Below are 24,635 nucleotides of genomic sequence, written 5' to 3'. Positions count from 1 at the left end.
TCAGATGTTTAAAGGGATATACAACTGGATCGACGAACGTCTCGATATTACGCCGATGTGGAGGGATGTCGCGGATCACGAGGTGCCTGAGCACGTCAATCCGGCGCATCACTTCTCCGCATTCGTGTACTGTTTCGGCGGCTTGACGTTTTTCATTACCGTCATCCAAATTTTGTCCGGCATGTTTTTGACCATGTATTATGTGCCGGATATCATCAATGCTTATGCAAGCGTCGATTACCTGCAGCACAAGGTAGCGTTCGGCGCCATCGTGCGGGGCATGCACCATTGGGGAGCGAGCCTCGTTATTGTCATGATGTTCTTGCATACGCTGCGGGTTTTCTTCACTGGTTCCTACAAGGCGCCTCGCGAGATGAACTGGGTCGTGGGCATGCTGATTTTCTTCGTCATGCTCGGACTGGGTCTGACCGGCTATTTGCTGCCATGGGACAACAAAGCTTACTTCGCGACGAAGGTCACGCTGTCGATTGCCGAATCGGTGCCTTACCTCGGGCCGTACATCAAGACGCTGATCAACGGCGGGGATATCGTCGGCGCTCAGACGCTGACGCGATTCTTTGCCATTCACGTCTTCTTCCTGCCCGGCGCGCTGCTGGCGCTGCTCGGTGCGCACTTTTTCATGATTCGGAGACAGGGGATTTCCGGTCCACTATAAGCGAAGGGAGGGCTTAGCATGGCGCTTGGCCATCACAATGACGAAAAAATCGTATATGTCGGCGATTCGCGTGTACCAAAGCGCAACCTAGAAAACGTACCGCCCGATTATTCGGCTTTTCCGGGCAGATCGGAAGCGTTCATTCCGAACTTCCTGCTCAAGGAATGGATGGTCGGCTGCGTGGCGCTGGTCGGCTTTCTGGTGCTGACCATTGCGCATCCGGCGCCGCTCGGTTATCAGGCGGATCCGACCAATGCGGCATTTATTCCGATGCCCGATTGGTACTTCCTGTTCATGTACCAGTTGCTCAAGTACCCGTATGTATCCGGCGATTATGTCGTGCTCGGCACGCTGGGCATCCCGGGCGTCGCGTTTACGGCGCTGCTGATTGCTCCGTTCCTGGACACCGGCAAGGAGCGCCGCTTCTATCGCCGTCCGATCGCATCGGCGCTGATGCTGCTGTCGATCATTGCCTGTATTTACCTCACCAAGATCTCGTGGGATCACTACCAGCATCAGCTGGAGCTGACCGGCACGACGCCCGAGCATATCTTGCGCGAGGAGAAGGCCCGAGAGGCGGCGGAGAAGGCTGCGCAAGCCGGGCAAAACGGCGGTTCGGCGCCGGTCGATCCGGCAGACCTCCCGCTCGTGCAAGCGGACGATCCGGCGATGTCGCTGATGGAAGGCGCGGGCTGTCTCCAATGCCACGCCGCCGACCTGAAGGGGCAAGGCTCCGTACCGGCTCTGCGCGGAACGGGCGACCTTCATTCCAAGGAAGAGCTGGTCGACATTATTACGAACGGCCAAAATGGCATGCCAGCCTTTGAAGGCAATTTGTCAACCGAAGAGATCGATCAGATCGCGACCTGGCTGGCGCTGCAAAAAGCACCGACGGAATAAACAAAGCAAGGCCCAAACTCTGGCTGCCACATTGGCGGTCAGAGTTTTTTCGAAACGCCGAAAGGAGGCGAAGCGATGCCGTTGTCGCTGTTGCGATTTTGGAGCGCGCCACTGCTGATGAACCGGAATTTTTTATGGCTGTTGTTTATCGTGAATGCGCTCGGTACTGTATACGGGTATGTCTGGTATGGCAACCAACTGGCGGATACCTGGGCCAATCATCCCATGTGGCGGATCGTGTTTGTGCCGGACAGCCCGACCGGCAGTCTGTTTTTTACGGCTGCCCTGCTTTTTTTGCTCTTCCCGGCCCGCCGTCAGGGAGGGCTTTATGTGGCGCTGCGCAGCGTCATCGAAGCGTTGGCCGTGGCGACCTCGCTCAAGTACGGCATCTGGGCAGTTGCGATGATTTTTGCGGGGGCGGCCCAGGGCGATCAGCTCGTCTGGCAGGACTGGATGCTGGTCGTGTCGCATCTGGGTATGGCGCTGGAGGGCTTGCTCTACGTCCGGTTCATGGCATTTGGCCGATCGGCTCTCTTGGTCGCGACGGGCTGGATGCTGCTCAACGACGCGGTGGATTACCGGTATGAAGTATACCCCTGGCTGCCTTCGGTGCTGACGGACGACATTGCGGCCATTGCGCGTTTTACGATCGGCTTGTCGGTCTGCAGCGCATTGATCGTGGCGCTGGCCTTGATCCAGCGAAAGCACAGGCGAGAGACATAATGCGGACATCCCCCCCATATGATGAAGTGGGGGGGATGTCCGCATGAAAAGATGGGTGCTGGCAGGCGTAACGATAATCATGGCATGGATCAGTCCCGGCCCGGTCCTGGGCACCGCAGCGGGAACGGACAAGCCGCAGCAAGATGCGGCGCTTCTGGCCGCGGCGGCGGCGGGGATGTACCAGGCTGTAACCGAAGGTAACAAGCAGCAGGCGTATTCGCGCCTGAACGATATGCGCAACTTGACGCAAAAGCCCGGCATTCGGCATAAGGGCACCGAGCGGGGCTGGCGCCAGACGTCAGCCGCGCTCCAAGTTCTCGAAGAAGGACTGCGCCATGGGCAGCGCTTGTCCGCCGCCGAGATGCGTCAGTCGGCGGCGCAATTGATGCTGGCCTACGACGCCCTGGCAGCCGAAGAAGGCGAGGCGCTTTGGGTGAGCTACGCCAAGCTGCTGGACGACGATGCGAAGCGGCTGCGGCTGGCTTGGGCGCAGCAGACTGATACGCATGCGCAGGCTGCCACCGCCGCGCTACACATGCTGGAGGCCCGCATTGAGCGGATCGCGCCGGCCGCGTATATGCAGCGCGACGAGCAGGCCGTCGACGCCTTGAGAGAGACGTTGCGCTATTGCCGAGCGCTATTGGCTGCGGCAGAGCGAGGCGAGCTGGACGAGTCGTTGATGAACCCCCTCATGCCGGCGCTTGAGCAGGCGGTCATGCGTGTCGTGTCCGGTCCGCAGGAAGCATCGGCGCCGCTCGTATTGACACCGGCCCAGGCGCCGCTCCCGGCGCGCTGGGCGACGCTGCTGGCCGCCATTATTTTGTCGGTGCTGGCTTATGCCGCTTGGCGGAGGTACGCGGCGGCCAGTGCCGTTCGTCGTCCGCCTCCCGATCGTCCGGCGGAGTGAAGCCCTCGCCGAGCACATCATGCACCTCGCTAATGACGATAAAAGCCGTCTTGTCGCACATGCGCACGACGGCTTTCATTTTGCGAATATCCTGCCTCGCGACGACGCAGTAGACCAGTCGGCGAGATGTGCCGGAGTAGGCGCCGATAGCAGGCAGTAAGGTGACGCCGCGCTCGAGCTCGCGCAGGATCGTCTCCGCAATCAGGTCCGCCTCGGCGCTGATAATGGAGAAGGCTTTGGCGGAATTGCCGCCGTCCTGCAGCAGATCGATGATTCGCGAAGCGATGAATACGGCGACGAGCGTGTACAGCACCTTCTCCTGCGGAATATAGAGCAGGGCGAGTCCAATGATCGCGCCGTCGAGCACGAGGATGATGCGGCCCATGCTCCACCCTCGCCGCCGGGAGGCGATGCGCGCGACGATGTCCGCGCCGCCTGTCGTGCCGCCGAAGCGAAAGACGAGCCCGAGCCCGCTGCCGAGCGTGACGCCGGCATACAGCGCGGCAAGCATGTCGTCGCCCCGGCTGCGGAACGGCACGACCCACCCCAGCGCAATGAGCTGCTCGACTCCCGCCAGACTGAGCGTCAACGCCGCCGTGCCGAGCAGCGTGAGGATCATTTGGCGCCAGCCGAGCAGCGGCCATCCTGCCGCAAACAACGGAATATTCAAAAGCAGCGTCGATACCGAAAGCGGCCAATCGGCGGCATAATGCAGCAGCACGGCGATTCCGGTAACGCCGCCCTCCATGAGTTGATTGGGCAGCACAAAATAATGCAGCCCAAAGGCGTAAATGGCGGCGCCGAGCAGAATCGGAAGCACGGCCCGGCGGGAAGATTGCGACAATAACTCGCGCATGGCACTCACTCCTTACGTAGGTTTAGTATGCTTGATTTGACGTCGCTTAACCGGATCGGCCCGTGGCCGGAGCAAGGAATGACCATTGTGTTCCCGGTAGCTTTGCGATAACATATGGAGTGAATGCGACTCGAACAAAAAGAAGGGTAGGGACGATGGCAGAAAAATCGTTGGCGGAAGTTCAGCGGGAGGTTGACCGCTATATCGGCCAGTTCAAGGAAGGCTACTTCAGCCCCTTGGCGCTGCTTGCGCGCATGAGCGAAGAGGTCGGCGAGCTGGCGCGCGAGGTCAATCACACGTATGGAGAAAAGCCGAAAAAACGCGACGAAGCAGATAATTCCATCGAGCTGGAGCTTGGGGATATTTTGTTCATCCTGGCCTGCTTTGCCAATTCGCTCGGTATCGATCTGACCGAAGCTCACGACAAGGTGATGCAAAAATTCGAAACCCGCGACGCGAATCGCTGGACGCGTAAAAATTCAGAACCGTAAGCCGCGCTCCCACATATGCTGTACCATGATCAATGGTACAAGGAGGATGGGCGGATGGAGCACGAAGCATTTGTACAGCAGGCGTATACGTCCATCCTGAGCGGCGATTACGAGCAGGCGATCCGGTGGTTCGAGCAGGCCATTACGGCGCAACCGGACAATGCGGAGGTTCATTATAAATGCTCGATCACTTGCGCGCGCAGCGGGAAGTGGGATAAAGCGCTCCAGCATGCGCAAGAAGCACTGCGGCTGCGCGGCAGCAAGGATGACGGAGATTATGCTTTTCATGTGCGCATGATCGAGGCGAAGCTGCTGGCCGCTCAAGCGGTCAGCGGGTTGACCGGGGCCGACCCGCAGCTGGAATGGGCAAAGGAGCTGCTGCAGCGGGCGATCGGTCTGGACCCGCTCTATACGGAAGCGTATATGCTGCTGGGCGAAGTGCATGCCGAATTGGGGCAATATGCGCTGGCGAAGCAGCAAATGCAGGACGTTTTGGAGCTGGACCCGCTCCATGAGACGGCAAAGCGCAAGCTCCAGCAATATGGCCGATACGCAGCCAGAAGACAGAAAAAAAGGAAAAGGTGACGCATGACGGAACGTATCAAAGTAGCGGTAACGGGCCCGGCCGGCCGCATGGGACGCGAGGTCGTCAAAATGGTGCTGGAGGATGAGGCACTCGAATTGGTGGCGGCCGTAGGTCGGTCCGCGTTGGGGATGGATGCCGCTCTGCTGGTCGGCAAACCGGCCTGCGGCGTGCCTGTATCCGACGATCTGGCGGCGGCGCTGCGCGCGGCTGCCCCCGACGTGCTGGTCGACTTCACCGTGCCGCAGGCGGGCTACGAAATTGCGAGTACGGCGATTGCATACGGCACTCGTCCGGTTATCGGCACGACGGGCTTTACGCCGGAGCAAATCGACGAGTTGGACAAGCTTTGCCAGGATCGGAATATTGGCGGCCTGATCGCGCCAAACTTCTCGGTCGGCGCGCTGCTGATGATGAAATTTGCGGCCGAGGCGTCAAAATATATGCCTCATGTGGAGATTATTGAATATCACGGCGAGCAAAAACTGGATGCGCCCTCGGGCACGTCGGTCAAGACGGCCGAGCTGATCGCTCAAGTGCGCGAGGAGATGCGCCAGGGACATCCGCACGAAGAGGAACGGATCGAAGGCGCGCGGGGCGGCTATTACGACGGCTTCCGCATTCATAGCGTGCGGCTGCCCGGCGTGTTTGCCCAGCAAGAGGTTATATTCGGCGGCTACGGGCAGACCTTGAAGATTCGCCACGACTCGTACGAGCGGGCAGGTTACATGCCGGGCGTCAATCAGGCGATCAAAAAAATCATGGCCCGCACCGGCATGATCTACGGCTTCGAGCATTTGATGGACTAGCAAGGCCAGGGTGAGGGAGAGGAGATTGGACAGGATGCAAATGCATATTGCATTCATCGCACATGACCGAAAAAAAGAGGAAATGGTCAATTTTGTAATTGCGTATGAAGCGACATTCAAAGGACATCAGTTGTACTCCACCGGTACCACCGGAATGCGCATCATGGAACAGACCGAGCTGCAGATTCATCGCTTCATGTCCGGCCCGCTTGGCGGCGATCAGCAGATCGGCGCGATGGTGGCGAAAAATGAACTTGATTTGATTATTTTTTTGCGCGATCCGTTAATGGCTCAGCCGCATGAGCCCGACATTATCGCACTGCTCCGGCTGTGCGACGTGCAGGGCATTCCGGTGGCCACGAATGTTGCAACCGCCGAATTGCTGGTGCGCGCCTTGCAGCGCGGCGATTTTGCCTGGCGGGAGCTTGTCCACAAGTACAAGCAGGGGCCGGAATAATGGAGGCCCGGGCGGACCTGCTCGCTTTTGGCGCACATCCGGACGATGTAGAGATTGGTATGAGCGGGACGATCGCCAAGCATGTGGCGGTCGGTAAGCGCGTAGCGATCTGCGATCTGACCGAAGCGGAAATGTCATCCAACGGCAACCCGGAGCTGCGCCGTGTCGAGGCCGAGCATGCGGGCACGGCGCTTGGTCTATCGCACCGCAGCTGTCTGAAGCTGCCCGACCGTGGGCTGGACGGATCGCCGGAGATGATCCGCGTCATCACAGCGGAGATTCGACTGCGCCGGCCGCGGCTCGTCTTTGCACCGTACTGGGAAGACCGGCATCCCGATCATGTCCGCTGCAGCGCAATGGTCGAAGAAGCGGTGTTCAACGCCAAGCTGCGGCGCTATCTGCCCGAGCTCGAACCGGTGACGGTCGAGCAGCTTATTTTTTATTACATCAACGACGTCAAGCATGCCTCGCTCATGGTCGATGTGAGTGCGGTCTACGCACAAAAAATAGCGGCGCTGGAAGCCTATCGCTCCCAGTTTATGCGCGGGGATGACGCCGACGATACGGTTGCGACGCCGCTGAATCAAGGCTATGTCGACAATGTCGAAGCGCGCGACCGTCTGCTGGGCGCGGAGCGAGGCTGGTCCTACGCCGAGGGCTTTGCCGTCAAGCGGCCCTTTCCGGTGTCGCTATTCGATGCATAATTGGCTTGCGATCTGGATACGCATGTAGGATGACGGGCAAACGGAGGCGGCAAGATGAAACGCTTAAAAATTGGAATCACGTGCTATCCGACGCTGGGCGGATCCGGTGTGGTGGCGACCGAGCTCGGCAAGCAGCTCGCCGACCGCGGCCATGAAATTCATTTTATTACGCATAGTATCCCGTTCAGACTTGGAAAGTATCATAAAAACATATATTACCACGAGGTTGAGGTTAACAACTATTACGTATTCCGCTATCCGCCGTACGACATTTCACTGGCGAGCAAGATGGCGCAGGTCGCGCAGATGCAGCAGCTTGACTTGCTGCACGTCCATTATGCGGTCCCCCATGCCATTTGCGCGTTTTTGGCCAAGCAGATGGTGCAGCGGGAGTTGAAAACCGTCACCACGCTGCACGGGACGGATATTACGGTGCTGGCGCAGGACGAGTCGCTCAAGGACATGATTCGGCTGGCGATCACGCGCAGCGACGCGGTCACCGCGGTTTCCTCCGACTTGATCAAGGAGACGCGCGAGCTGCTGGATATTACCGAGCCGATTGATCTGACGTATAACTTTGTCGACAAGCGCGTCTACTACCCGCGGGAATGCACGGGGCTGCGGCGCGACTATGCGCAGCCGGGCGAAAAAGTTTTGATGCATATCTCCAATTTTCGGCCGGTCAAGCGCGTCGGCGATGTGCTGGATATATTCGCTCGCGTGCAAGCAGAGATCCCGACCAAGCTGTTGCTCGTCGGCGAAGGGCCCGAACTGTCGCGGACGCAGTGCCGCGTGAGGGAGATGGGGCTCGCGGACAAGGTGCACTTCCTCGGCAAACAGGAAGACGTGGCGCAGGTGATCTCGATCGCCGATCTGATGCTGCTGCCGTCGGAAAAAGAGAGCTTCGGACTCGTCGCGCTGGAAGCAATGGCTTGCGGCGTGCCGACGATCGGCTCGCAGGCGGGCGGCATTCCCGAGCTCGTCACGCACGGCGAGACCGGCTGGCTGGCGCAGGTAGGCGATACGGCTGCGATGGCCGAAGGCGCAATTATGCTGCTGCGCGACGAAGCGAAGTACGCGGCATTTCGGGAGGCTTGTCTGCATCGGGCGCGGACCCGTTTTTGCAACGAGCTAATTACGACCGACTACGAAGATATCTATTATCGCGTGCTCGGACTGACACGTGCGGAAGCGCCTCTGACGACCTGCAGGGAATAACGAACACATCGATCGACAGGAGGAACCGGCCATGGACCATCCCGCTCTGCGCGCAGCGCTGCCTGTGCTGCTGACGCTCGAAGCCGCCGGCTTCGAGGCGGTTTTCGTGGGGGGCTGCGTGCGGGATGTGCTGGCGCGCCGCCCGGTGACCGACGTCGACATAGCGACCGCTGCCCGCCCCGAGCAGGTGCAGCGGCTTTTTGCGCGGACGGTGCCGACCGGGCTGCAGCACGGCACGGTGACCGTGCTGCACGAGGGAGCGAGCTACGAGGTGACGACCTTCCGCGCCGAGCGGGAATACGAGCGTCATCGCCGGCCTGCGGATGTCGTCTACATCGACGTACTGGAGCGCGACCTGTGCCGCCGCGATTTTACGATCAATGCGATGGCGATGCGCGCGGATGGCAGCGTCGTCGATCCGTTCCGGGGACAATCGGATCTGGCGAGCGGCGTCATTCGTGCGGTGGGCATTGCGCGTGAGCGCTTCACGGAGGATGCGCTGCGCATGCTGAGAGGCCTGCGTTTTGCCGCACAATACGGCGCCGGACCCAGACCGATCCATCCGGATACGTGGCGGGCGCTGCTGGAATGCCGCATGCTGCTGCGCCATATCGCGCTCGAGCGGGTGGGCACCGAGCTCGACAAGATGACCGCCGGACGGCGACCCGACGCGGCGTGGCGCATGGTGCTCCATAGCGAGCTGCTGGCGCATGCCGCCGAACCGAACGCGTGGCCGGAACAGTTGCATTGCGCCGCCAGCGGCCGGGAACGGGTGCTTGACTTGCTCGGCGAGCACGAATTGCTGGGCGGGCTAGCGGGCGCGGACAGTCGCTGGGCGGCGCTGAGTCTGGCGTCCGGCCTGGATGCCCGCCAAGCCCGCGCCTGGTTCCGGGCGTTGCGCTATTCGGGAGCGCGCATCCGTGCCAGGAGCGACCTCGTGGCCTTCCACCTGGATTGGATCGGCTCGCGCGAGCCGGTCGAGGCGCGCTGGGCGGAGCAGACAGTACGCTATGGCCGCGCGACGGCAGCTGCGTGGCTGGCGCTGGCGCGCGCATGCGAGCCGCTCGCCCCGGCAGGGCCGGATGAGCTGGAAGCGCTGCAGACGCAATTGGCGCACATGCCGGCAGTGAGCCTGGACGAGCTGGCCGTCGACGGACGCGATCTGATGCGCCTGCATGGTCACAAGGGCGGACCGTGGCTGCAGCGCCAGCTGCACGCGCTGCTGCTGGCCGTAGCGAGCGGCAGCGTCCGCAATACAGCCGAGGCGCTGCTGCGTCATGCGTCCGAATTAGACGAACGAGAGGGGGAGACGACGTGAGCGAGCGATTGCTGCGGCTGCTGAGCGAGCGGCAGGGGGAATACGTGTCGGGCGAGGCGATCAGCAAGCAGCTGCAGGTGAGCCGCACGGCGGTGTGGAAGCAAATCCGCAAGCTGCAGGAAAAGGGGTATCGTTTCGAGGCCAGTCCGAGGCTGGGCTATCGGCTGCTGGAGGCTCCAGCCCATCTGGAGCCGGAAGAGATTATGTCTAAGCTGTCCACCAAGCGTCTGGGCAGACGGATCGAGCGGCTGGAGGCGGTCCCCTCCACGCAGGACATCGCGCACCAGCTGGCGGCGGAGGGGGCTCCCGAGGGCACGCTCGTGCTGGCAGAGCAGCAGCTCAAGGGTCGTGGCCGAATGGGCAGAGGCTGGGTATCGCCGCGCGGCAAAGGAATCTGGATGAGCCTGGTGCTTCGTCCACGGCTGGCGCTTCCCTTTGCGCCCCAGCTCACGCTGTTGACGGCCGTTGCCCTGTGCCGGTCCTTGCGCAGAATGAGCGGGGCCGAGATTGGCATCAAGTGGCCCAACGATTTACTGATTGACGGCAAAAAGATCAGCGGCATTTTGCTGGAATCAACCGCCGAAGAGGAGCGCATTCGCTATGTGATCGCCGGCATCGGCATCAGCGTCAATTTGGAGGCGGATGATTATCCGGACGAGCTGCTGCAGCGCGCCGTGTCCCTTCGCATGGCGACCGGACGCAGCTATGACCGCACCGCCTTGATCGTCGAATTTTTGGACGAGCTCGAGCAATTATACGATCTTTTTGCCCAAGAGGGCTTTGCCCCGATCCGTTCGTTGTGGGAGGCCTTATCGGTCTCGCTGCATCGGCCTGCGACGCTTACGACGCCGCAGGGCGTGCTCACAGGCGTGCCGGTCGGTCTGGCGGAATCGGGCGCTTTGCTGGTGCGGCTGGGGGATGGCGAGGTGCGCGCGGTTTTTTCGGCCGAGATGGGGGCGTCCTCGTCAGGCAGGTGACGAAATACGCATGACATGATATACTAGAACGACAACAGGGCGGTATCCCCAGTGGAACTGCACCTGTCAGCCGATATGGCATAACGTCGTCTGTATTTCTTTCTATTTTAAAAAAAGCCAGTAGTACTCTGCTCTGAGCCGTAGGGACCGAGACAGAAGGAAACTCGCGAAGGACACGATGTTCCTTTTTGGACTGGGAACCTTTTTAGCGGCCGCTAAAAGGTTTTTTTGTGTTTCAAGGCGAAACGCCTCGCGCCGTCCTCCGGCGGCGACACAAGTTACGTTCCGAGGATGGCGCGATGCGCGCCGCCTTGCCCACTTCTGACAAGGAGCTGAACATGCATGAAAAAAACGGCAATGAAACTCGGCGCGATGAAACGGGAGCAAGACCCGATTACGTTTCTTACCGCTTATGACTATCCATCCGCCAGAATGGCCGAGGAGGCCGGCATCGACGCCATACTGGTCGGCGACTCGCTCGGCAATGTCGTGCTGGGCTACGACTCGACCATACCGGTCACGCTGGACGACATGGTCTACCATACGCGTGCGGTCGCACGCGGCGCCGGCGCGACGATGATTGTCGCGGACATGCCCTTTTTGACGTATCATACGGGAGCCTCCGATACGCTGCGGCACGCCGCGCGGCTAATGCAGGAGGGCGGCGCTCAGGCCGTGAAGCTGGAGGGCGGCGCCGAGATTGCCGACGAGGTGGCCGCCTGCACGCGCGCCGGCATTCCCGTACTTGGACATATCGGACTCACGCCGCAGTCGGTGCATCAGCTCGGGGGCTATCGTGTGCAAGGCAAAAGCAAAGCGGCGATCGACCGGCTGGTCGCCGATGCGCAGGCGCTCGAAGAAGCCGGTGCATTCGGCATCGTCATCGAGCTCATGACCGACGAAGCGGCCAAGGCGGTAACAGCCGCTGTCGCGATCCCGACCATCGGGATCGGCGCGGGCCGTCATTGCGACGGTCAGGTGCTGGTGTATCACGACATTCTCCAGTACGCTTCGCCGTATCGCGCCAAAAAATTCGTCAAAACGTATGCCGATCTAGGCGCAACCATTCGCACCGCGATCGGCGAATATGTCGCCGACGTCAAGTCGCGGGCTTTCCCGGCCGAGGTGCACAGCTTCCAGGGCGGCGAGACGCCTGCAGCTGGGCCCAGCGCGCTGTACGGCAGCGTCGGGGAGAAGCGGGAATGAGGCGCATTCAAACGATAGCCGAGCTGCGCGAGACGGTGCAGGCGAAGCGCCGCGCGGGGATCGAAATCGGGCTTGTGCCGACGATGGGCGCGCTCCATGACGGACATGCGAGCTTGATCCGCCGCGCGGCAGCGGAATGCGGCTACGTCGTCGTCAGTATTTTTGTCAATCCGACCCAGTTCGGTCCGGGGGAGGATTTTGAACGCTATCCGCGCAAGGCTGACGCCGATGCGGCGCTGGCCGAGGCCTGCGGCGCAGACGCCGTCTTTCTGCCGTCCGTGGATGACATGTATCCGGGCGAGCCGCGGACGACGGTGCACGTTGAGCAGGTCACCGCGCGGTTGTGCGGCGCCTCGCGGCCTGGACATTTTGACGGCGTGGCGACAGTCGTGGCCAAGCTGCTCAACCTCGTCCAGCCGGACCGCGCCTACTTTGGCTTGAAGGATGCCCAGCAGGTGGCAGTCGTTCGGCAGATGACGCTCGATCTGAATCTGCCGGTGCGCATCGTGCCCTGCGAGACAGTGCGCGAGCCGGACGGCCTTGCGCTGAGCTCGCGCAACGTCTATCTGAGCGCGGCGGAGCGCCGGCAAGCCACGATCTTGTGGGAGGCGCTCGAGGCGGCGCAGCGCCAGCTGGAGCAAGCGCCGCAGATTACGGCCGCCGAGCTCGAGGCGCTACTGCGCGGTACGATCGGACGCGCGCCGCTGGCCGAGCTCGAATATGCCGAAGTGCTGCGTTTTCCGGAGCTTGAGCCGCCGGTCGGGGCCCTCGACAGCGCTGCGGCGGAGAGCGACCTGATCGTCGCGCTCGCGGTCCGCTTTGGCGGGACCAGGCTGATTGACAATCGCGTATTCCAGCGCAAGGAGGCGACGCTCGCATGTACAGAACGATGATGAAATCCAAGCTGCATCGCGCTACGGTTACCGAAGCCAATCTGAATTACGTCGGCAGCATCACGATCGACGAAGCGCTGATGGAGCAGTCCGATATATGGGAAAACGAAAAAGTGCAAATTGTGAACAATTACAACGGCGCACGCTTCGAAACGTATGTCATTCGCGGCGCGCGCGGCAGCGGCGTCATTTGTCTCAACGGAGCGGCGGCCAGACTGGTTCAACCGGGCGACAAGGTCATCATTATCGCCTACGCCATGATGAGCGACGAGGAGGCCCGCGCGCACAAGCCCAAGGTGGTCATTCTTGACGATCGTAACAGTCCGGTGGAGCTGCTGCATGAGGAATTGCACGGGGCCATACGCTGAATTGCCGTGAATCCTTTTGACAGGCTTGGCGATTGACTGGGATGCAGTATGAAAACCCTCCTCGCGACAAAAAATGAGCATACACCAGCGCGTCGTGCGCGAGGAGGGGAGTGTGCCATGTTTCAGCATTTGTTTTCGTCCATGCACGCCTTGCTTGACGAACTTATTCAGACTTATCCCGATCCGTTAAGATGCGAGGAGCAGAGCCGCGAGCTCGAAGCGCTCAAGTCGATCAGCGACGATGTGATGGAGCAGTGGCTGGCTTTTGAAGAGAAACTGGGTCAGTTTCAAACGAAATTGCAGGAAAATGCCGACACGACCGAGAATGATACAGGAAGCGAGATCGCGCTTTTGCCGCCGGAAATCGACGGAGCCGCCGAGTCGCTGCTGACAAAGGGACAAGGCTATTACAAGCTGTTTATGTTCCAACAGGCAGCCAGCTTGTTCGAGCAGGCTGTGGGGAGAGCGCCGGATCACAATTTGGCCCGAATTTTTTTGGCCATGACCCACATGCACCTCAAATCGTGGAACGAGGCCCAGCGCCATTTTCAATTTTTGGTCGGGGTCGCCGATCAGCCCAAATGGCGCGCGCTGGCTTGGAATGCGCTTGGCTGCATTCAGGCCATTCGCTGCAACATGGAGCGCGCGGAACAATATTTTATACAGGCGCACGAAGCCGACCCCAGCTTTGCGGAGCCGCTTAGCAACCTAGATGCCTGTCGCCAAACGGGCGGGACAGAGCTGTCCCTCTATTTTGGCAGCGCGCAGCTCGGCTGTCTGTGAGAGGATCGAAACCGGATGAAATTCGCTGTACTGGATTTTGAAACGACCGGCCATCAGGCCACCGACGAAATTATTCAAATCGGGCTTGTTCTGCTTGACGGGCAAATGGAGGAGCAAGACGCCTTCAGCAGCTACGTCAAGCCGGAGCAAGCCATCCCGCCGTTTATCAGCCAGTTGACCGGAATTACCGATGCGGACGTCGCCGAAGCGCCTTCGCTCGAAGAGGCGATGCGATCCGTTCTTCCGCATCTTCAGGATGCCGTGCTGGTGGCCCATAACGCCGGGTTCGACCTCGGTTTTTTGAATCGGGCGTTGGAGCAATGCGGCTACATGTCCTTCTCCGGGCGAACGCTGGATACGGTCGCGCTGCTCAAGGTCGTCTATCCGTCTCTGACGACTTACCAGCTGGGGGCGGCGGCGCAGCAATTCGACATCGCGCACGAGCGCCCGCATCAGGCGGACAGCGACGCCCGGGCGACGGCGCACCTGCTGCAACTGGCGGCCGCCAAAATGCGCGAGCTGCCGCTGCTCACTCTGGAGCGACTGGCCGAGCTGCTGCAGGATACGCGCGATCTGGGCTGGTTCGTGCAGCAGCTCCTGCAGGAGAAGCAGGATGAGACGTCGCTTGATCTGCAGGCCAACCGCTATTACCGCAGCTTGGCGCTGCAGGTGGAGGATTGGACCGATACAATGCCGCCGCGCGAGGGCGAAGGACCGCCGCTGACAGACGTTTCGTACGAAACGTTCATCGAGCAGCTCAAGTCTTCGTTTCGCGAGCATGCGGCCAATTACGAGGATCGCGCCGCACAGCATCAGATGTTCGACGAGGTGCACGAGGCGCTGGAGGCCGATCGACACCTGCTGATCGAGGCCGGGACGGGCACCGGCAAGTCGATGGGCTACTTGATCCCCGGATTGTTCTACGGGATCAAGCATGACGCCAAAATCGTCGTCAGCACCCATACGATCAATTTGCAGGAGCAGCTTCGCGCCCGCGATATTCCACAGCTGCAGGCGATTATGCCGTTCGACTTCCGGGCAGCCGTATTCAAGGGGCGGGGCAATTACCTGTGCCTGCGCAAGTTCGAAAACAAATTGACCGGGCAAGAATTCGGCGCGCCTTCGGAAGACAAAATGACGGCGGCCCAGATGGTCGTCTGGCTGAACGAAACGGAGCACGGCGATCAGGAGGAGCTGCATTTTGGCAATCGCGGGAACGAATTTTGGAATACCGTCTCCAGCGACGCCGATTCGTGTCTGAACCGGGCCTGTCCGTGGTTCCGACGCTGTTATTATCACCGCGCCAAGCAAGAGGCGAATACGGCCGATGTAATTATTACCAATCATTCGTTGCTGTTCACGGATATTCGCGCGGAGCATCGCCTGCTGCCCGGCTACGAACGATTGATCGTCGACGAGGCGCATCATCTGGAGGAGGTTGCCGGCAAGCATCTTGGCATGCGTGTCTCCCAGGGCTCGATCCATGTGCCGCTGCAGCGGTTATGCAAGGATGTCCGCACCGGTCAGGTGCACCAGCTCAGGGCCATGCTGGCGCAAGAGGACGATGAATACAGCGCGGCCTGGACGGAGACGATCGATACGCTTGTTCCCGCATTTTTGGAGGCGCGGGAGTCGTGGGAGGAGCTGCTGGAGCTGCTATATGCCGCGACGACCGGCGGACGGTCCGAGGCCAGTCCCGAGGCGCCTGCCCAGACGGTCGTGCGGCTCAAAAAAGAGACGCTGCCCAGTGGATGGGAGGGCGTGCAGGCCGCCGAGGAGCGGGTCTATTCCGGCTTGGGCCGTCTGGTAAAAGAGATGGACAAGCTGATCGGACAAGTCAAGGAACGCGTCGAAGACAGCGGCGTGCAATCGCTCGTGACGGACATCAACGGCGCGGTGAAGGACGCGGCGCGCGCGCGCGACGAGCTGCACCTGTTCACGCGGCTGGATGAGCCGCTGAACGTTTACTGGATCGAGGCCAGCGAGCGTTACCGCGCCAAGTCCGTTCACCTGTACGCGGTGCCCGCCGACGTGAGCGCCCAGTTGAAGCAGTACCTGTTCGAAGCGAAGAAAAGCGTCATTCTCACCTCGGCGACCTTGTCGGTGCAAAAGTCGTTCGCCTATGCGTGCGAGCAGTTCGGACTGAGCGGCGAGGAGGAGCAGGGCAGACTGAAAACCGTGCAGCTGCCCTCGCCGTTTAATTATCGCGAGCAGGCGCTCGTGATGATTCCGCGCAATTTTCCGACCTTGCGCGGCGCGGCCGGAGAGTCGGCATTTGTCGAAAAGCTGGTCGCCTCGCTGGCCGAGGCGGCGGCGGAGACAAAGGGACGGATGCTCGTGCTGTTCACCTCGTATCGCATGCTGCGACAAGTGTACGAGCCGCTGCGGCAAATGCTCGAGCGCAATAAAATCGACGTCATCGGGCAAGGCATGGACAGCGGCAATCGGAGCAAGCTGACGCGGCGCTTCCGGGAGCAGCCCCAGGCCGTGCTGCTCGGCACGAGCAGCTTCTGGGAGGGCGTCGACATCCCCGGCGAGGACCTGACGTGTCTGGCGATCGTCCGGCTGCCCTTCCAGCCGCCGAATCATCCGCTGGTCGAAGCGAAGGCGGAGCTGCTGCAGCAAGCGGGCCAGAATCCGTTCATGAAGCTGTCGATCCCGCAGGCGGTCATTCGCTTCAAGCAAGGCTTCGGCCGTCTCGTCCGCAGCGGCAGCGACCGCGGCATCGTGCTGATCTACGATACGCGCGTCATCGAATCCTATTACGGCAAGCATTTCTTGTATTCCCTGCCCGGTCCCAAGATCGAGCATATGCATCTCGAACAAATCGTGCCGCGCATCCGTCAATGGCTGGGTGCCGAGTCGAAGGAGGCGTAAGGGATGAAGCCGATCAAAATATCCGAAGCGGTCGTTCGGCGCTTGCCGGTGTATTTGCAATATTTGAACGAGTTGTCCAAGCGCGAGGTCCAGACGGTCTCGTCCCAGGATCTTGGACATAAGCTCGATCTCAATCCGGCCCAGATTCGAAAGGATTTGGCGTACTTCGGCGAATTCGGACGCAAGGGCGTCGGGTACGACGTGACGTATCTGATTGAAAAAATCCGTCAAATTTTGAAGCTCGATCAGCCGCTGAACGTCGGACTGGTCGGAGCGGGCAATCTCGGACATGCCCTGTGCAATTATAATAAATATTTAAAAGACAACATGAAAATCGTCGCGGTTTTCGATGCCGATCCGCATAAATACGGCGAACGCATCAACAATTTGATCGTGCAGCCGACCAGCGAGCTGGCGCGGCTCGTGCAGGAGCTGAATATCCGGATCGGCATCATTACGGTGCCCGCTCCGGAGGCGCAAAATGTCGCCAATCACTTTGTGGAGGCCGGTATCGAAGCCTTGCTCAATTTCGCGCCGGTCATTCTCAAAGTGCCGGATGAGATTCGCATTCATCACGCCGATTTTACGACGGAACTGCTTAGCTTGGCTTATTATATGGAAACGGGAGGCGAGCACGCTTGACAGACAGCCGCCGATTATGGATTGAAAACGGTCTTTTTGTAACGATGCGTTCGGAAACGGATATCCTGCAGGGGCATATGGTCGTGGATAACGGCCGCATCGTCTCGCTCGGCGCCGAGCGCCCGGCGGCCGAGGCCGTCGAGGGCGCGCAGCGCATCAACGGCGCCGGCCTGCTCTTCATGCCGGGCCTGATCAATACGCACGGACACGCCGCGATGGCGCTGCTGCGCGGGTATTCGGACGATCAAGCGCTCCAGGTATGGCTGGAGCGGGACATGTGGCCGATGGAAGGCAAATATACGTCGAATGAGACGCGCTGGGGAACAGCGCTGGCATTGGCGGAGATGCTGCGCAGCGGAACGACCTCATTCGTCGACATGTACGATCGGATGGACATCGTCGCCGAGGTGACTGAGGGCTCGGGCATGCGCGGCTGGCTCGCGCGCGGCGCGATCGGCTTGTGCTCGGAGGCCGAGCAGGACGCCAAGCTCCGGGAAGCGGTCGCATTCGCCCGCGACTGGGACGGCAAGGCGAACGGGCGCATTCACACCATGCTCTCGCCGCACGCTCCGTATACCTGCCCGCCGGCCTTCATCGAGCGCTTCGTGCAGGCCTCGGTCGACTATGGCTTGCCGATGCACACGCATATGTCGGAGACGGTCGCCGAGGTCGCGCGCAATGTCGAGGACTACGGCTGCCGCCCGGTCGAGCACCTGGACCGGCTCGGTCTGCTGGCCCGCCCGTCCTTCGTCGCCCACGCGGTACATCTCACCGACGAGGAGATCGCGCTGCTGGCTGCGCGCGGCACCGGCGTCTCGCACAATCCGGCCAGCAACCTCAAGCTGGCCAGCGGCGTCGCCCCGGTGCCCCGATTGCTCGCGGCCGGCATTCCTGTCTCGCTCGGCACGGACAGCGCAGCGAGCAACAACAATCTGGACTTGTTCGACGAGATACGCCTCGCCGCGCTGATTCACAAAGGCGTGAGCGGCGATCCCACCGCCGTGCCCGCATTCACCGCGCTCCAGCTCGGCACGACGGCAGGCGCGCGGACGCTGTGGGCCGGCGAGGAGCTCGGCATGCTCGAGCCGGGCATGAAGGCCGACTTCATCGCCCTCGACATCGACCAGCCGCACTGGGTGCCGCGGACCGACATGGTGTCGCATCTGGTCTATGCCGGTTCGGGGCGGGATGTGCGGCATGTCTGGGTGGACGGTGCTCAGGTCGTCAAGGACGGGCGCTGTACGCAATTGGATGAAGAACGTATTATGCGTGAGGCGCAGCTGTGCTTCGACAAGCTGAATCGCTGACGCGCGGCAAGCGCTATGCCGCGCGGCGCATGAACATATGGCGCTGGGTGATCGCCGCGGGCATCGTGCTGCTGCTGGTGCTGCTCGTCTTGAATCTGTATTATCGCTCGGTCCAAGCCGGGGTGTGGGCGGAGGAGCGTGAGGTGCGCGAGCTGGCGATGGAGTCGGCCGGCTTGACCCAGGTGAACGACGTCACCAAGCATGTCTGGGATCAGACGGCGTGGGTCGTGCGCGGTATCGATACCGACGGCCGAGATGTGTGGGTGTGGCTCGTAGAGGGCGAGGTCCAGACGCTGAGGGCGGAAGAAAGTGTCACGGCGGCCCGCGCACGCGAGCTGGCGGAGGCGCAATATCCGGATGCGCGCGTGCTGCGGGTGCTGCCCGGCTTGCTCGGCGAGGAAAAAGCATGGGAGGTCTATTTTCACATGAACGGCGAATCGCGAACCTACCATTATGCGTTTTATCGCTTCTCGGACGGGGCGTATTTGACGACATACAATCTGCCTTCCCGCTTTGCTGACTAGGACTTTGGTACTTATTGGCGTCCCTTTTCCAGTGTGAGCTGTGCTATACTATTCATTGAAATGGTAGCGTACAGTTCGCTTTGGAGAGGGGGCGCTTTATTGATGAAGCTTCGTTGGTTGCCGACCGTTCTGACCTTTGCCGTCGTGGGCGTCCTGCTGCTCGGAGGCTGGTTCGGATACCGTGCGCTGGCGGTCGAACAGCCGCTGCAGAGCGCAGTCAACGCGGTGAATGGCGTCAAGTCGGGCGAGCCCACGATCGGGCGCGACGTCGTCACGGTGCAGCTGCAGCTCGAGCCGGGTGCGGATCTACGCCAGGTCTACGCGCAAATCGAGCGCGATAGCGCGTCCGTCCTGGACGGCAGACGCCTGGAACTGCAGTTCGCCGAAGCCGGCGATGCATTGGAGGCGTTGTGGTCGACGGCGTTGTTCGATGTCGCGGAGGCTATGGAAAGCCACGCGTACTCGCGTATTCCGGAGGCGATGGAGGAGCTGGAGCGTCAGCATCAGGGCGTCCGCATCGAGACGCAAATGGATGCGCATAATGTGTATATTACAATGACAGACGAGCAGTCCGCCAAATATATCGTATTGCCTCGCATGCCGCAGCAGCTGGGGGTGTGGCCGAATGCGTAGCTACTGGAAGGAAGGATTGGCCGGGACCGCGCTGGCGCTGCTGGCCTTCCTGCTCTATATCGGCGTGAACCTGATGCCGCTGCTGGTCGTGGCCGGCGTCGTCGGCCTGCTGCTGTTCGCCGCTCGCGGACGGGGCAATCTGGCGACCGCCGCAGGCAACCGCAAAAGCCGCGGGCGGACGCCGCAGTCGCTGTCGTTCGAGGAGATCGGCGGCCAGCAGCGCGCCAAGCAAGAGCTGATCGAAGCGCTCGACTTCCTGATCAAGCAGGACGAGATCCGGCAGTTCGGGATCCGGCCGCTCAAGGGCATCCTGCTGACAGGACCGCCCGGCACGGGCAAGACCCTGCTGGCGAAGGCGGCGGCGCATTATACCGATTCGGTCTATGTGGCCGCCTCGGGCAGCGAGTTCGTGGAGATGTATGTCGGCGTCGGCGCCGGCCGCATCCGCGACCTGTTCAAGGAAGCGCGCCAGAAGGCGGAGAAGTCCGGCAAATCGAGCGCCGTCGTCTTCATTGACGAGATTGACGCGATCGGCGGCAAGCGCGACGGCGGTCAGCATCGCGAGTACGATCAGACGCTGAATCAGCTGCTGACCGAGATGGACGGCATTCATTCCAGCGAAACGCCGCGCATCCTAATCATGGCGGCAACCAATCGCAAGGACACGCTCGACAGTGCGCTCGTTCGGCCCGGCCGCTTCGACCGCCATATCGGCGTCGAGCTGCCGGACAAAAAGGGGCGGGAGCATATCCTTCGCATCCATGCGCAGAACAAGCCGCTGCACGCGTCCGTCGAGCTCAGCCGTCTGGCGGAGGAGTCGTTCGGCTTCTCGGGCGCGCAGTTGGAGAGCGTCATGAACGAGGGCGCAATCTATGCGATGCGCGAGGGCAGCGAGCGGATCGAACATCGGCATCTGTCGATGGCGATCGACAAGGTGATGATGGGCGAGAAGACCGACCGCCAGGCGACGCGGGAGGAGCGCGACCGGATCGCGCTGCATGAGCTGGGCCATGCGATCGCCGCCGAAGCGGTCCGGCCCGGCAGCGTCTCCACCGTCGCGCTGTCGCCGCGCGGGCAAGCGATGGGCTACGTGCGCCACCACCCGCACGAGGATCAGTATCTGTACACGCGCGAGTTCCTCGAGGGCCAGATCATGATCGCGCTCGGCGGGGCGGCTGCGGAGGAGCTGTTCTACGGCTCGCGCAGCACCGGCTCGCGCGGCGACTTCGAGCAGGCCACGGGCATCGTGCGTACGATGGTGGAGTCCGGGCTGACGGAGCTGGGCATCGTCGACGGCTCGATGATGACCCCGGACGGCTGGGCGCGCGTCAATTCCACTACGCTCGATCTGCTGATGCAGCGCGTCAAGGAGCTGCTGGACGGTTATCGTCCGGTGTTCATCGAGGCACTGGAGGTGCTGATCGCCGAGGAGACGCTCAGCGGCGAGCAATTCCGCGAGCTGCTCCGTGCGGGCAGCCCGCAGTCGGCCTGAGAGCTTTTCTAAAAGTGCGGTGAAAAAAGTGCCAGAGTGGCCGAAATTGCGTTGGAGAAGCGAAGCGTCCGCCATCTTGCTCCCCGATTTCTTCCTTTGAAGCAGTTCAAATTCAAGAAATTGGGGAGGAAACGAATTTCGGGCACGGCGGCTTTCCTTTTTCACCGCACTTTTAAAGGCATGCGCGGCAAATGAGAACGATCTTCAAACATTCGTCCCCTTTCCTGACGGGGGACGATTTTTTTTAATATAAAGCATTTATAAGTTCCACGCTTATAAACGGTCTCTATATTCTCGGAACGAAACGCGCATCGCCGCCAAAGGATGGCGGTAGCCGTTTCGCCTTGGTATAATGAGGAGGCCGGCGGCAACGATAGACGAGAGACGTGTCGCAGGAAGAGATCATACTGTGGATTGGAAGGGATTAAACCATGGCGGTACGAAAAGTAGGAGTGGTCGGGGCCGGCACGATGGGCCGCGGCATCGCAGAAATGCTGGCCTTCAAAGGGCTGGATGTGCTGCTCGTCGAAAAAACGGAATCGAATCTGGAGCTCGGACTGGCGACAATCGCCCAGAGTCTCGATAAGCAAATTGACAAATGGGCGCTCACGCAAGCGGAAAAAAAATTGGTGCTCAATCGCATTCATCCGACGCATACGCTGGACGAGCTGGCCGAATGCGAGTTGATTATCGAAACGATAACGGAGGAGCTGGAAGCCAAGCTGGCGGTCATGCGCGAGCTGGATCGCGCGGCCGGCGCGGAGACGATTATTGCGAGCAATACGTCGACGCTGAGCTTGACCGAGCTGGCCAGCGTGACCGAGCATCCGCAGCGCGTCATCGGCTTGCACTTTATTCATCCGGTGTCGCATATCGATCTGGTCGAAATTGTGCGCGGCCTGAAAACGTCGGAGTCGACCTTCGACGCCACCAAGCATTTTGTCGAAAAGATCATTCACAAAAAGGGCATCATGGTGTTTGAATCGCCGGGCTTCGTCACCACACGGCTGATCTGCCTGCATATCAACGAGGCGCTCAAGGTGCTGGAGGAGGGCGTCGCCTCCGAGGAGGATATCGACAGCGCCATGCGCATGGGGTATTCCTTCAAATACGGGCCGTTCGAAATGTGCGACCGGTTCGGCCTCGACGCCGTGCAGGCGGCGCTCGAAAATATGTTTCACGAGTACGGCGAGTTGAAGTATCGGCCGTCGATCGTGCTGAAAAAAATGGTGCGGGCCGGCCAGCTTGGCGTCAAAACCGGCGCCGGTTTTTTTAACTACGACAAGGATGGAGACCGGATATGAAGATACTGGTCATCAACGCGGGGAGCTCCTCGCTCAAATATCAGCTGTACGACATGACGGCGGAAACCGTGCTCGCCAGCGGCAGCGTCGAGCGCATCGGCATGGAAACGTCGATCGTCACGCAGGCGGTGCCGGGGCGGCCGGATATGCGCGAGGTCAGCGAAATTCTCGATCACGTCACCGCGGTGAAACGGCTGCTGGATATGATCGCGCATCCGGAGTACGGGGTCATCGAGTCGATCGCCGAGGTCCAGGCCGTCGGTCATCGGGTCGTTCACGGCGGCGAAGTGTTCAAGCAGTCGGTGCTTGTCGACGAGACCGTCAAGCTGGAGATTCGCCAGCTGTTCGATCTGGCGCCGCTGCACAACCCGGCGCATATGATGGGCATCACCGCCGTCGAGACGAATTTGCCGGGCGTGCCGCAGGCGGTCGTCTTTGATACGGCCTTTCATCAGACGATGCCGGAGGTTGCCTATCTGTATCCGATCCCGAAGGTGCTGTATCGCCGTCACAAAATTCGGCGCTACGGCTTCCACGGCACCTCACATCACTATGTGAGCGATCAGGCGGCGGAGCTGCTCGGCCGGCCGCTGGACGAGCTGAAGATGATCTCCTGCCATATCGGCAACGGCGCCAGCTGCACCGCGATACAGCACGGCGTATCGGTCGACACGAGTATGGGTCTGACGCCGCTCGAAGGGCTGATGATGGGCACGCGCAGCGGCGATCTTGATCCCGCCATCGTCCCTTTCACCATGAACAAGGAGGATCTCACGCTGAGCGATGTCAATTCGATGCTGAACAAGCATTCCGGCCTGGTGGCGATCTCGGGTCTGAGCAGCGACATGCGTGAGATCGAGGAGGCGATGGCCGAGGGGGATCGCAACGCCCGACTGGCGTTCGACATGTACGTCTATCGGCTGCGCAAGTACATCGGCGCCTATACGGCGGTCATGGACGGCGTGGACGCGCTCGTCTTCACCGCCGGAATCGGCGAAAATTCCTCCAGTCTGCGGGCGGAGGTATGCAAAAACCTGAGCTACCTCGGCGTCAAGCTGGACGATGCGAAAAACGGTATGCGCACGAAAAAGCCGCGTGAAATCTCGGCGCCGGATTCACGGGTACGCGTGCTCGTCATTCCGACAAACGAGGAGCTGCTGATCGCGCGCGACACATACAAGCTGGTGACGGAGCAAGCCTCGTCACTGTCCGGGCAAAGGGAGGAAGGTACGGATGCTTGATCGCAGAGCCGGTAGGCAAGCGGACGAGGCCGTGATGCAGCGCCAGGACGATTATGCCGGGGGGATGGCTGCGGCGCTGCAGCAGGGAGGCATCCATGTGCCGGCTATGCTGCTGCGCACGGTCGGCGAGCTCGGCATTGCGCCCGAGGACGCCATGTTGCTGCTCCAGCTGATGGCGTATCGCGAGCTCGAGGGGATCGAGTTCCCGACGCCCGACCAGCTCGGCCGGCGCATGGGCCGGACGCCGGAGCAGATCGGCGGTCAGCTGCAGCGGCTGCTGCGCAGCGGCTTGCTGGAGATCGAGGACATGATCGAACCGGCGGACGGCCTGCAGGCCGAGCGGTACAGCTGGAGCGGCTGGCTGCTGCAAGCAGCCTCCTGTACGGCGACGCGCGAGGGGGCGCGTCCGGTCCGGCGCGCTCCGGACGCCGCCCAGTCTAATGTGCAGGTGCGAGGCGAGGCGGCCGCCGGAGCGGCGCCGCCGAATTTATTTGTGTTGTTCGAGCGCGAGTTCGGACGGCCGCTGTCTCCGATGGAGCTGGAGACGATCAGCGCCTGGATCGATCAGGACGGCTACGCCGACGAACTGATTCGTTTTGCGCTCAAGGAGGCGGTTTTTGCGGGCAAGCTGCACTTCCGCTATATCGACCGCATCCTGCTGGAATGGAGCCGCAACCGCATTACCAATGTCGACGAGGCCCGCGCCCAGGCGCAGAAGTTCCGCGGCAGGGCGTAGCCCGGGTACG

The 24,635-nt window shown here is 61.1% G+C and carries 26 protein-coding genes; 25 read left to right on the top strand and 1 reads right to left on the bottom strand.

Features of this window, described 5'->3' with window-relative positions; genetic code table 11:
- The first annotated feature begins 4 nt into the window (after window positions 1-4).
- The 4 genes from qcrB to IDH44_RS08035 all read left to right on the top strand — a co-directional run bounded on the left by qcrB (window position 5) and on the right by IDH44_RS08035 (window position 3,206).
- Complete coding sequence (gene qcrB / locus IDH44_RS08050; RefSeq protein WP_190916469.1) at window positions 5-676, top strand: menaquinol-cytochrome c reductase cytochrome b subunit; 672 nt, start codon at window positions 5-7, stop codon at window positions 674-676.
- A gap of 18 nt (window positions 677-694) precedes the next feature.
- Window positions 695-1,576, top strand: a complete 882-nt coding sequence (locus IDH44_RS08045) for a menaquinol-cytochrome c reductase cytochrome b/c subunit (protein ID WP_190916468.1) — start codon at window positions 695-697, stop codon at window positions 1,574-1,576.
- Window positions 1,577-1,651: 75 nt separating this feature from the next.
- Window positions 1,652-2,299, top strand: coding sequence for a DUF1405 domain-containing protein (locus tag IDH44_RS08040; RefSeq protein WP_190916466.1), 648 nt, complete (start codon window positions 1,652-1,654; stop codon window positions 2,297-2,299).
- Window positions 2,300-2,342: 43 nt separating this feature from the next.
- Window positions 2,343-3,206 carry a sporulation protein YpjB gene (locus IDH44_RS08035; protein ID WP_190916464.1) on the top strand — a complete coding sequence of 288 codons (864 nt, stop codon included), beginning with the start codon at window positions 2,343-2,345 and terminating at the stop codon, window positions 3,204-3,206.
- On the opposite strand, the gene IDH44_RS08030 is transcribed toward IDH44_RS08035, so the two are convergent.
- Window positions 3,115-4,062 (bottom strand): YitT family protein, encoded by a 948-nt coding sequence (locus tag IDH44_RS08030; protein WP_190916462.1) that lies wholly within the window; start codon window positions 4,060-4,062, stop codon window positions 3,115-3,117. The genes IDH44_RS08035 and IDH44_RS08030 overlap by 92 nt on opposite strands.
- 155 nt (window positions 4,063-4,217) lie before the next feature.
- On the opposite strand from IDH44_RS08030, the gene IDH44_RS08025 reads away from it, so the two are divergent.
- The 21 genes from IDH44_RS08025 (at window position 4,218) to IDH44_RS07925 (ending at window position 24,625) form a co-directional block, all read left to right on the top strand.
- Window positions 4,218-4,553: a nucleotide pyrophosphohydrolase gene (locus IDH44_RS08025; RefSeq protein WP_190916460.1), complete on the top strand. Its 336-nt coding sequence runs from the start codon at window positions 4,218-4,220 to the stop codon at window positions 4,551-4,553.
- 54 nt (window positions 4,554-4,607) lie between these two features.
- Window positions 4,608-5,138 carry a tetratricopeptide repeat protein gene (locus IDH44_RS08020; RefSeq protein WP_190916458.1) on the top strand — a complete coding sequence of 177 codons (531 nt, stop codon included), beginning with the start codon at window positions 4,608-4,610 and terminating at the stop codon, window positions 5,136-5,138.
- Between the two features lie 3 nt (window positions 5,139-5,141).
- The gene (gene dapB, locus IDH44_RS08015) at window positions 5,142-5,945 is read left to right on the top strand and encodes a 4-hydroxy-tetrahydrodipicolinate reductase (RefSeq protein ID WP_190916456.1); all 804 of its coding nucleotides are present in this window, start codon (window positions 5,142-5,144) and stop codon (window positions 5,943-5,945) included.
- Between the two features lie 40 nt (window positions 5,946-5,985).
- The gene (locus IDH44_RS08010; protein WP_190916781.1) at window positions 5,986-6,402 is read left to right on the top strand and encodes a methylglyoxal synthase; all 417 of its coding nucleotides are present in this window, start codon (window positions 5,986-5,988) and stop codon (window positions 6,400-6,402) included.
- Entirely contained in the window at window positions 6,402-7,106 is a 705-nt protein-coding gene (gene bshB1 / locus IDH44_RS08005) for a bacillithiol biosynthesis deacetylase BshB1 (RefSeq protein ID WP_190916454.1), read from the top strand. The genes IDH44_RS08010 and bshB1 overlap by 1 nt, the downstream gene beginning before the upstream one ends.
- Before the next feature lie 54 nt (window positions 7,107-7,160).
- Window positions 7,161-8,324, top strand: a complete 1,164-nt coding sequence (bshA, locus tag IDH44_RS08000) for an N-acetyl-alpha-D-glucosaminyl L-malate synthase BshA (RefSeq protein WP_190916452.1) — start codon at window positions 7,161-7,163, stop codon at window positions 8,322-8,324.
- A gap of 31 nt (window positions 8,325-8,355) precedes the next feature.
- On the top strand, window positions 8,356-9,642 hold the full coding sequence (locus IDH44_RS07995) for a CCA tRNA nucleotidyltransferase (protein ID WP_190916450.1): 1,287 nt from the start codon (window positions 8,356-8,358) through the stop codon (window positions 9,640-9,642).
- Window positions 9,639-10,619, top strand: a complete 981-nt coding sequence (locus IDH44_RS07990; protein ID WP_190916448.1) for a biotin--[acetyl-CoA-carboxylase] ligase — start codon at window positions 9,639-9,641, stop codon at window positions 10,617-10,619. The genes IDH44_RS07995 and IDH44_RS07990 overlap by 4 nt, the downstream gene beginning before the upstream one ends.
- A gap of 342 nt (window positions 10,620-10,961) precedes the next feature.
- Window positions 10,962-11,825, top strand: a complete 864-nt coding sequence (gene panB / locus IDH44_RS07985) for a 3-methyl-2-oxobutanoate hydroxymethyltransferase (protein ID WP_190916446.1) — start codon at window positions 10,962-10,964, stop codon at window positions 11,823-11,825.
- The gene (gene panC / locus IDH44_RS07980; protein WP_190916444.1) at window positions 11,822-12,718 is read left to right on the top strand and encodes a pantoate--beta-alanine ligase; all 897 of its coding nucleotides are present in this window, start codon (window positions 11,822-11,824) and stop codon (window positions 12,716-12,718) included. The genes panB and panC overlap by 4 nt, the downstream gene beginning before the upstream one ends.
- Window positions 12,703-13,086, top strand: a complete 384-nt coding sequence (gene panD / locus IDH44_RS07975; RefSeq protein WP_190916443.1) for an aspartate 1-decarboxylase — start codon at window positions 12,703-12,705, stop codon at window positions 13,084-13,086. The genes panC and panD overlap by 16 nt, the downstream gene beginning before the upstream one ends.
- A gap of 117 nt (window positions 13,087-13,203) precedes the next feature.
- Window positions 13,204-13,869 (top strand): tetratricopeptide repeat protein, encoded by a 666-nt coding sequence (locus IDH44_RS07970; protein WP_190916441.1) that lies wholly within the window; start codon window positions 13,204-13,206, stop codon window positions 13,867-13,869.
- Between the two features lie 15 nt (window positions 13,870-13,884).
- Window positions 13,885-16,746: an ATP-dependent DNA helicase DinG gene (gene dinG / locus IDH44_RS07965; protein WP_190916439.1), complete on the top strand. Its 2,862-nt coding sequence runs from the start codon at window positions 13,885-13,887 to the stop codon at window positions 16,744-16,746.
- Between the two features lie 3 nt (window positions 16,747-16,749).
- Entirely contained in the window at window positions 16,750-17,388 is a 639-nt protein-coding gene (locus IDH44_RS07960) for a redox-sensing transcriptional repressor Rex (RefSeq protein WP_190916437.1), read from the top strand.
- Window positions 17,389-17,432: 44 nt separating this feature from the next.
- A complete protein-coding gene (locus IDH44_RS07955) occupies window positions 17,433-18,695 on the top strand; it encodes an amidohydrolase (protein WP_190916779.1) in 1,263 nt (420 codons plus the stop codon).
- The gene (locus IDH44_RS07950; protein ID WP_190916435.1) at window positions 18,671-19,219 is read left to right on the top strand and encodes a cell wall elongation regulator TseB-like domain-containing protein; all 549 of its coding nucleotides are present in this window, start codon (window positions 18,671-18,673) and stop codon (window positions 19,217-19,219) included. The genes IDH44_RS07955 and IDH44_RS07950 overlap by 25 nt, the downstream gene beginning before the upstream one ends.
- Window positions 19,220-19,321: 102 nt before the next feature.
- The gene (locus IDH44_RS07945) at window positions 19,322-19,852 is read left to right on the top strand and encodes a hypothetical protein (protein WP_190916434.1); all 531 of its coding nucleotides are present in this window, start codon (window positions 19,322-19,324) and stop codon (window positions 19,850-19,852) included.
- Window positions 19,845-21,344, top strand: a complete 1,500-nt coding sequence (locus IDH44_RS07940) for an AAA family ATPase (protein ID WP_190916432.1) — start codon at window positions 19,845-19,847, stop codon at window positions 21,342-21,344. The genes IDH44_RS07945 and IDH44_RS07940 overlap by 8 nt, the downstream gene beginning before the upstream one ends.
- A gap of 431 nt (window positions 21,345-21,775) precedes the next feature.
- On the top strand, window positions 21,776-22,648 hold the full coding sequence (locus tag IDH44_RS07935) for a 3-hydroxyacyl-CoA dehydrogenase family protein (RefSeq protein ID WP_190916430.1): 873 nt from the start codon (window positions 21,776-21,778) through the stop codon (window positions 22,646-22,648).
- Window positions 22,645-23,889 carry an acetate kinase gene (locus tag IDH44_RS07930; protein ID WP_190916428.1) on the top strand — a complete coding sequence of 415 codons (1,245 nt, stop codon included), beginning with the start codon at window positions 22,645-22,647 and terminating at the stop codon, window positions 23,887-23,889. Before IDH44_RS07935 ends, IDH44_RS07930 begins: the two co-directional genes overlap by 4 nt.
- Window positions 23,882-24,625, top strand: coding sequence for a DnaD domain protein (locus IDH44_RS07925; protein ID WP_223869476.1), 744 nt, complete (start codon window positions 23,882-23,884; stop codon window positions 24,623-24,625). Before IDH44_RS07930 ends, IDH44_RS07925 begins: the two co-directional genes overlap by 8 nt.
- Window positions 24,626-24,635 lie beyond the last annotated feature (10 nt).

This window comes from Paenibacillus sabuli, assembly GCF_014705605.1.
In the GTDB taxonomy this organism is placed as follows: domain Bacteria; phylum Bacillota; class Bacilli; order Paenibacillales; family Paenibacillaceae; genus Paenibacillus_D; species Paenibacillus_D sabuli.
This window is presented reverse-complemented; position numbering and strand designations above follow the sequence as displayed.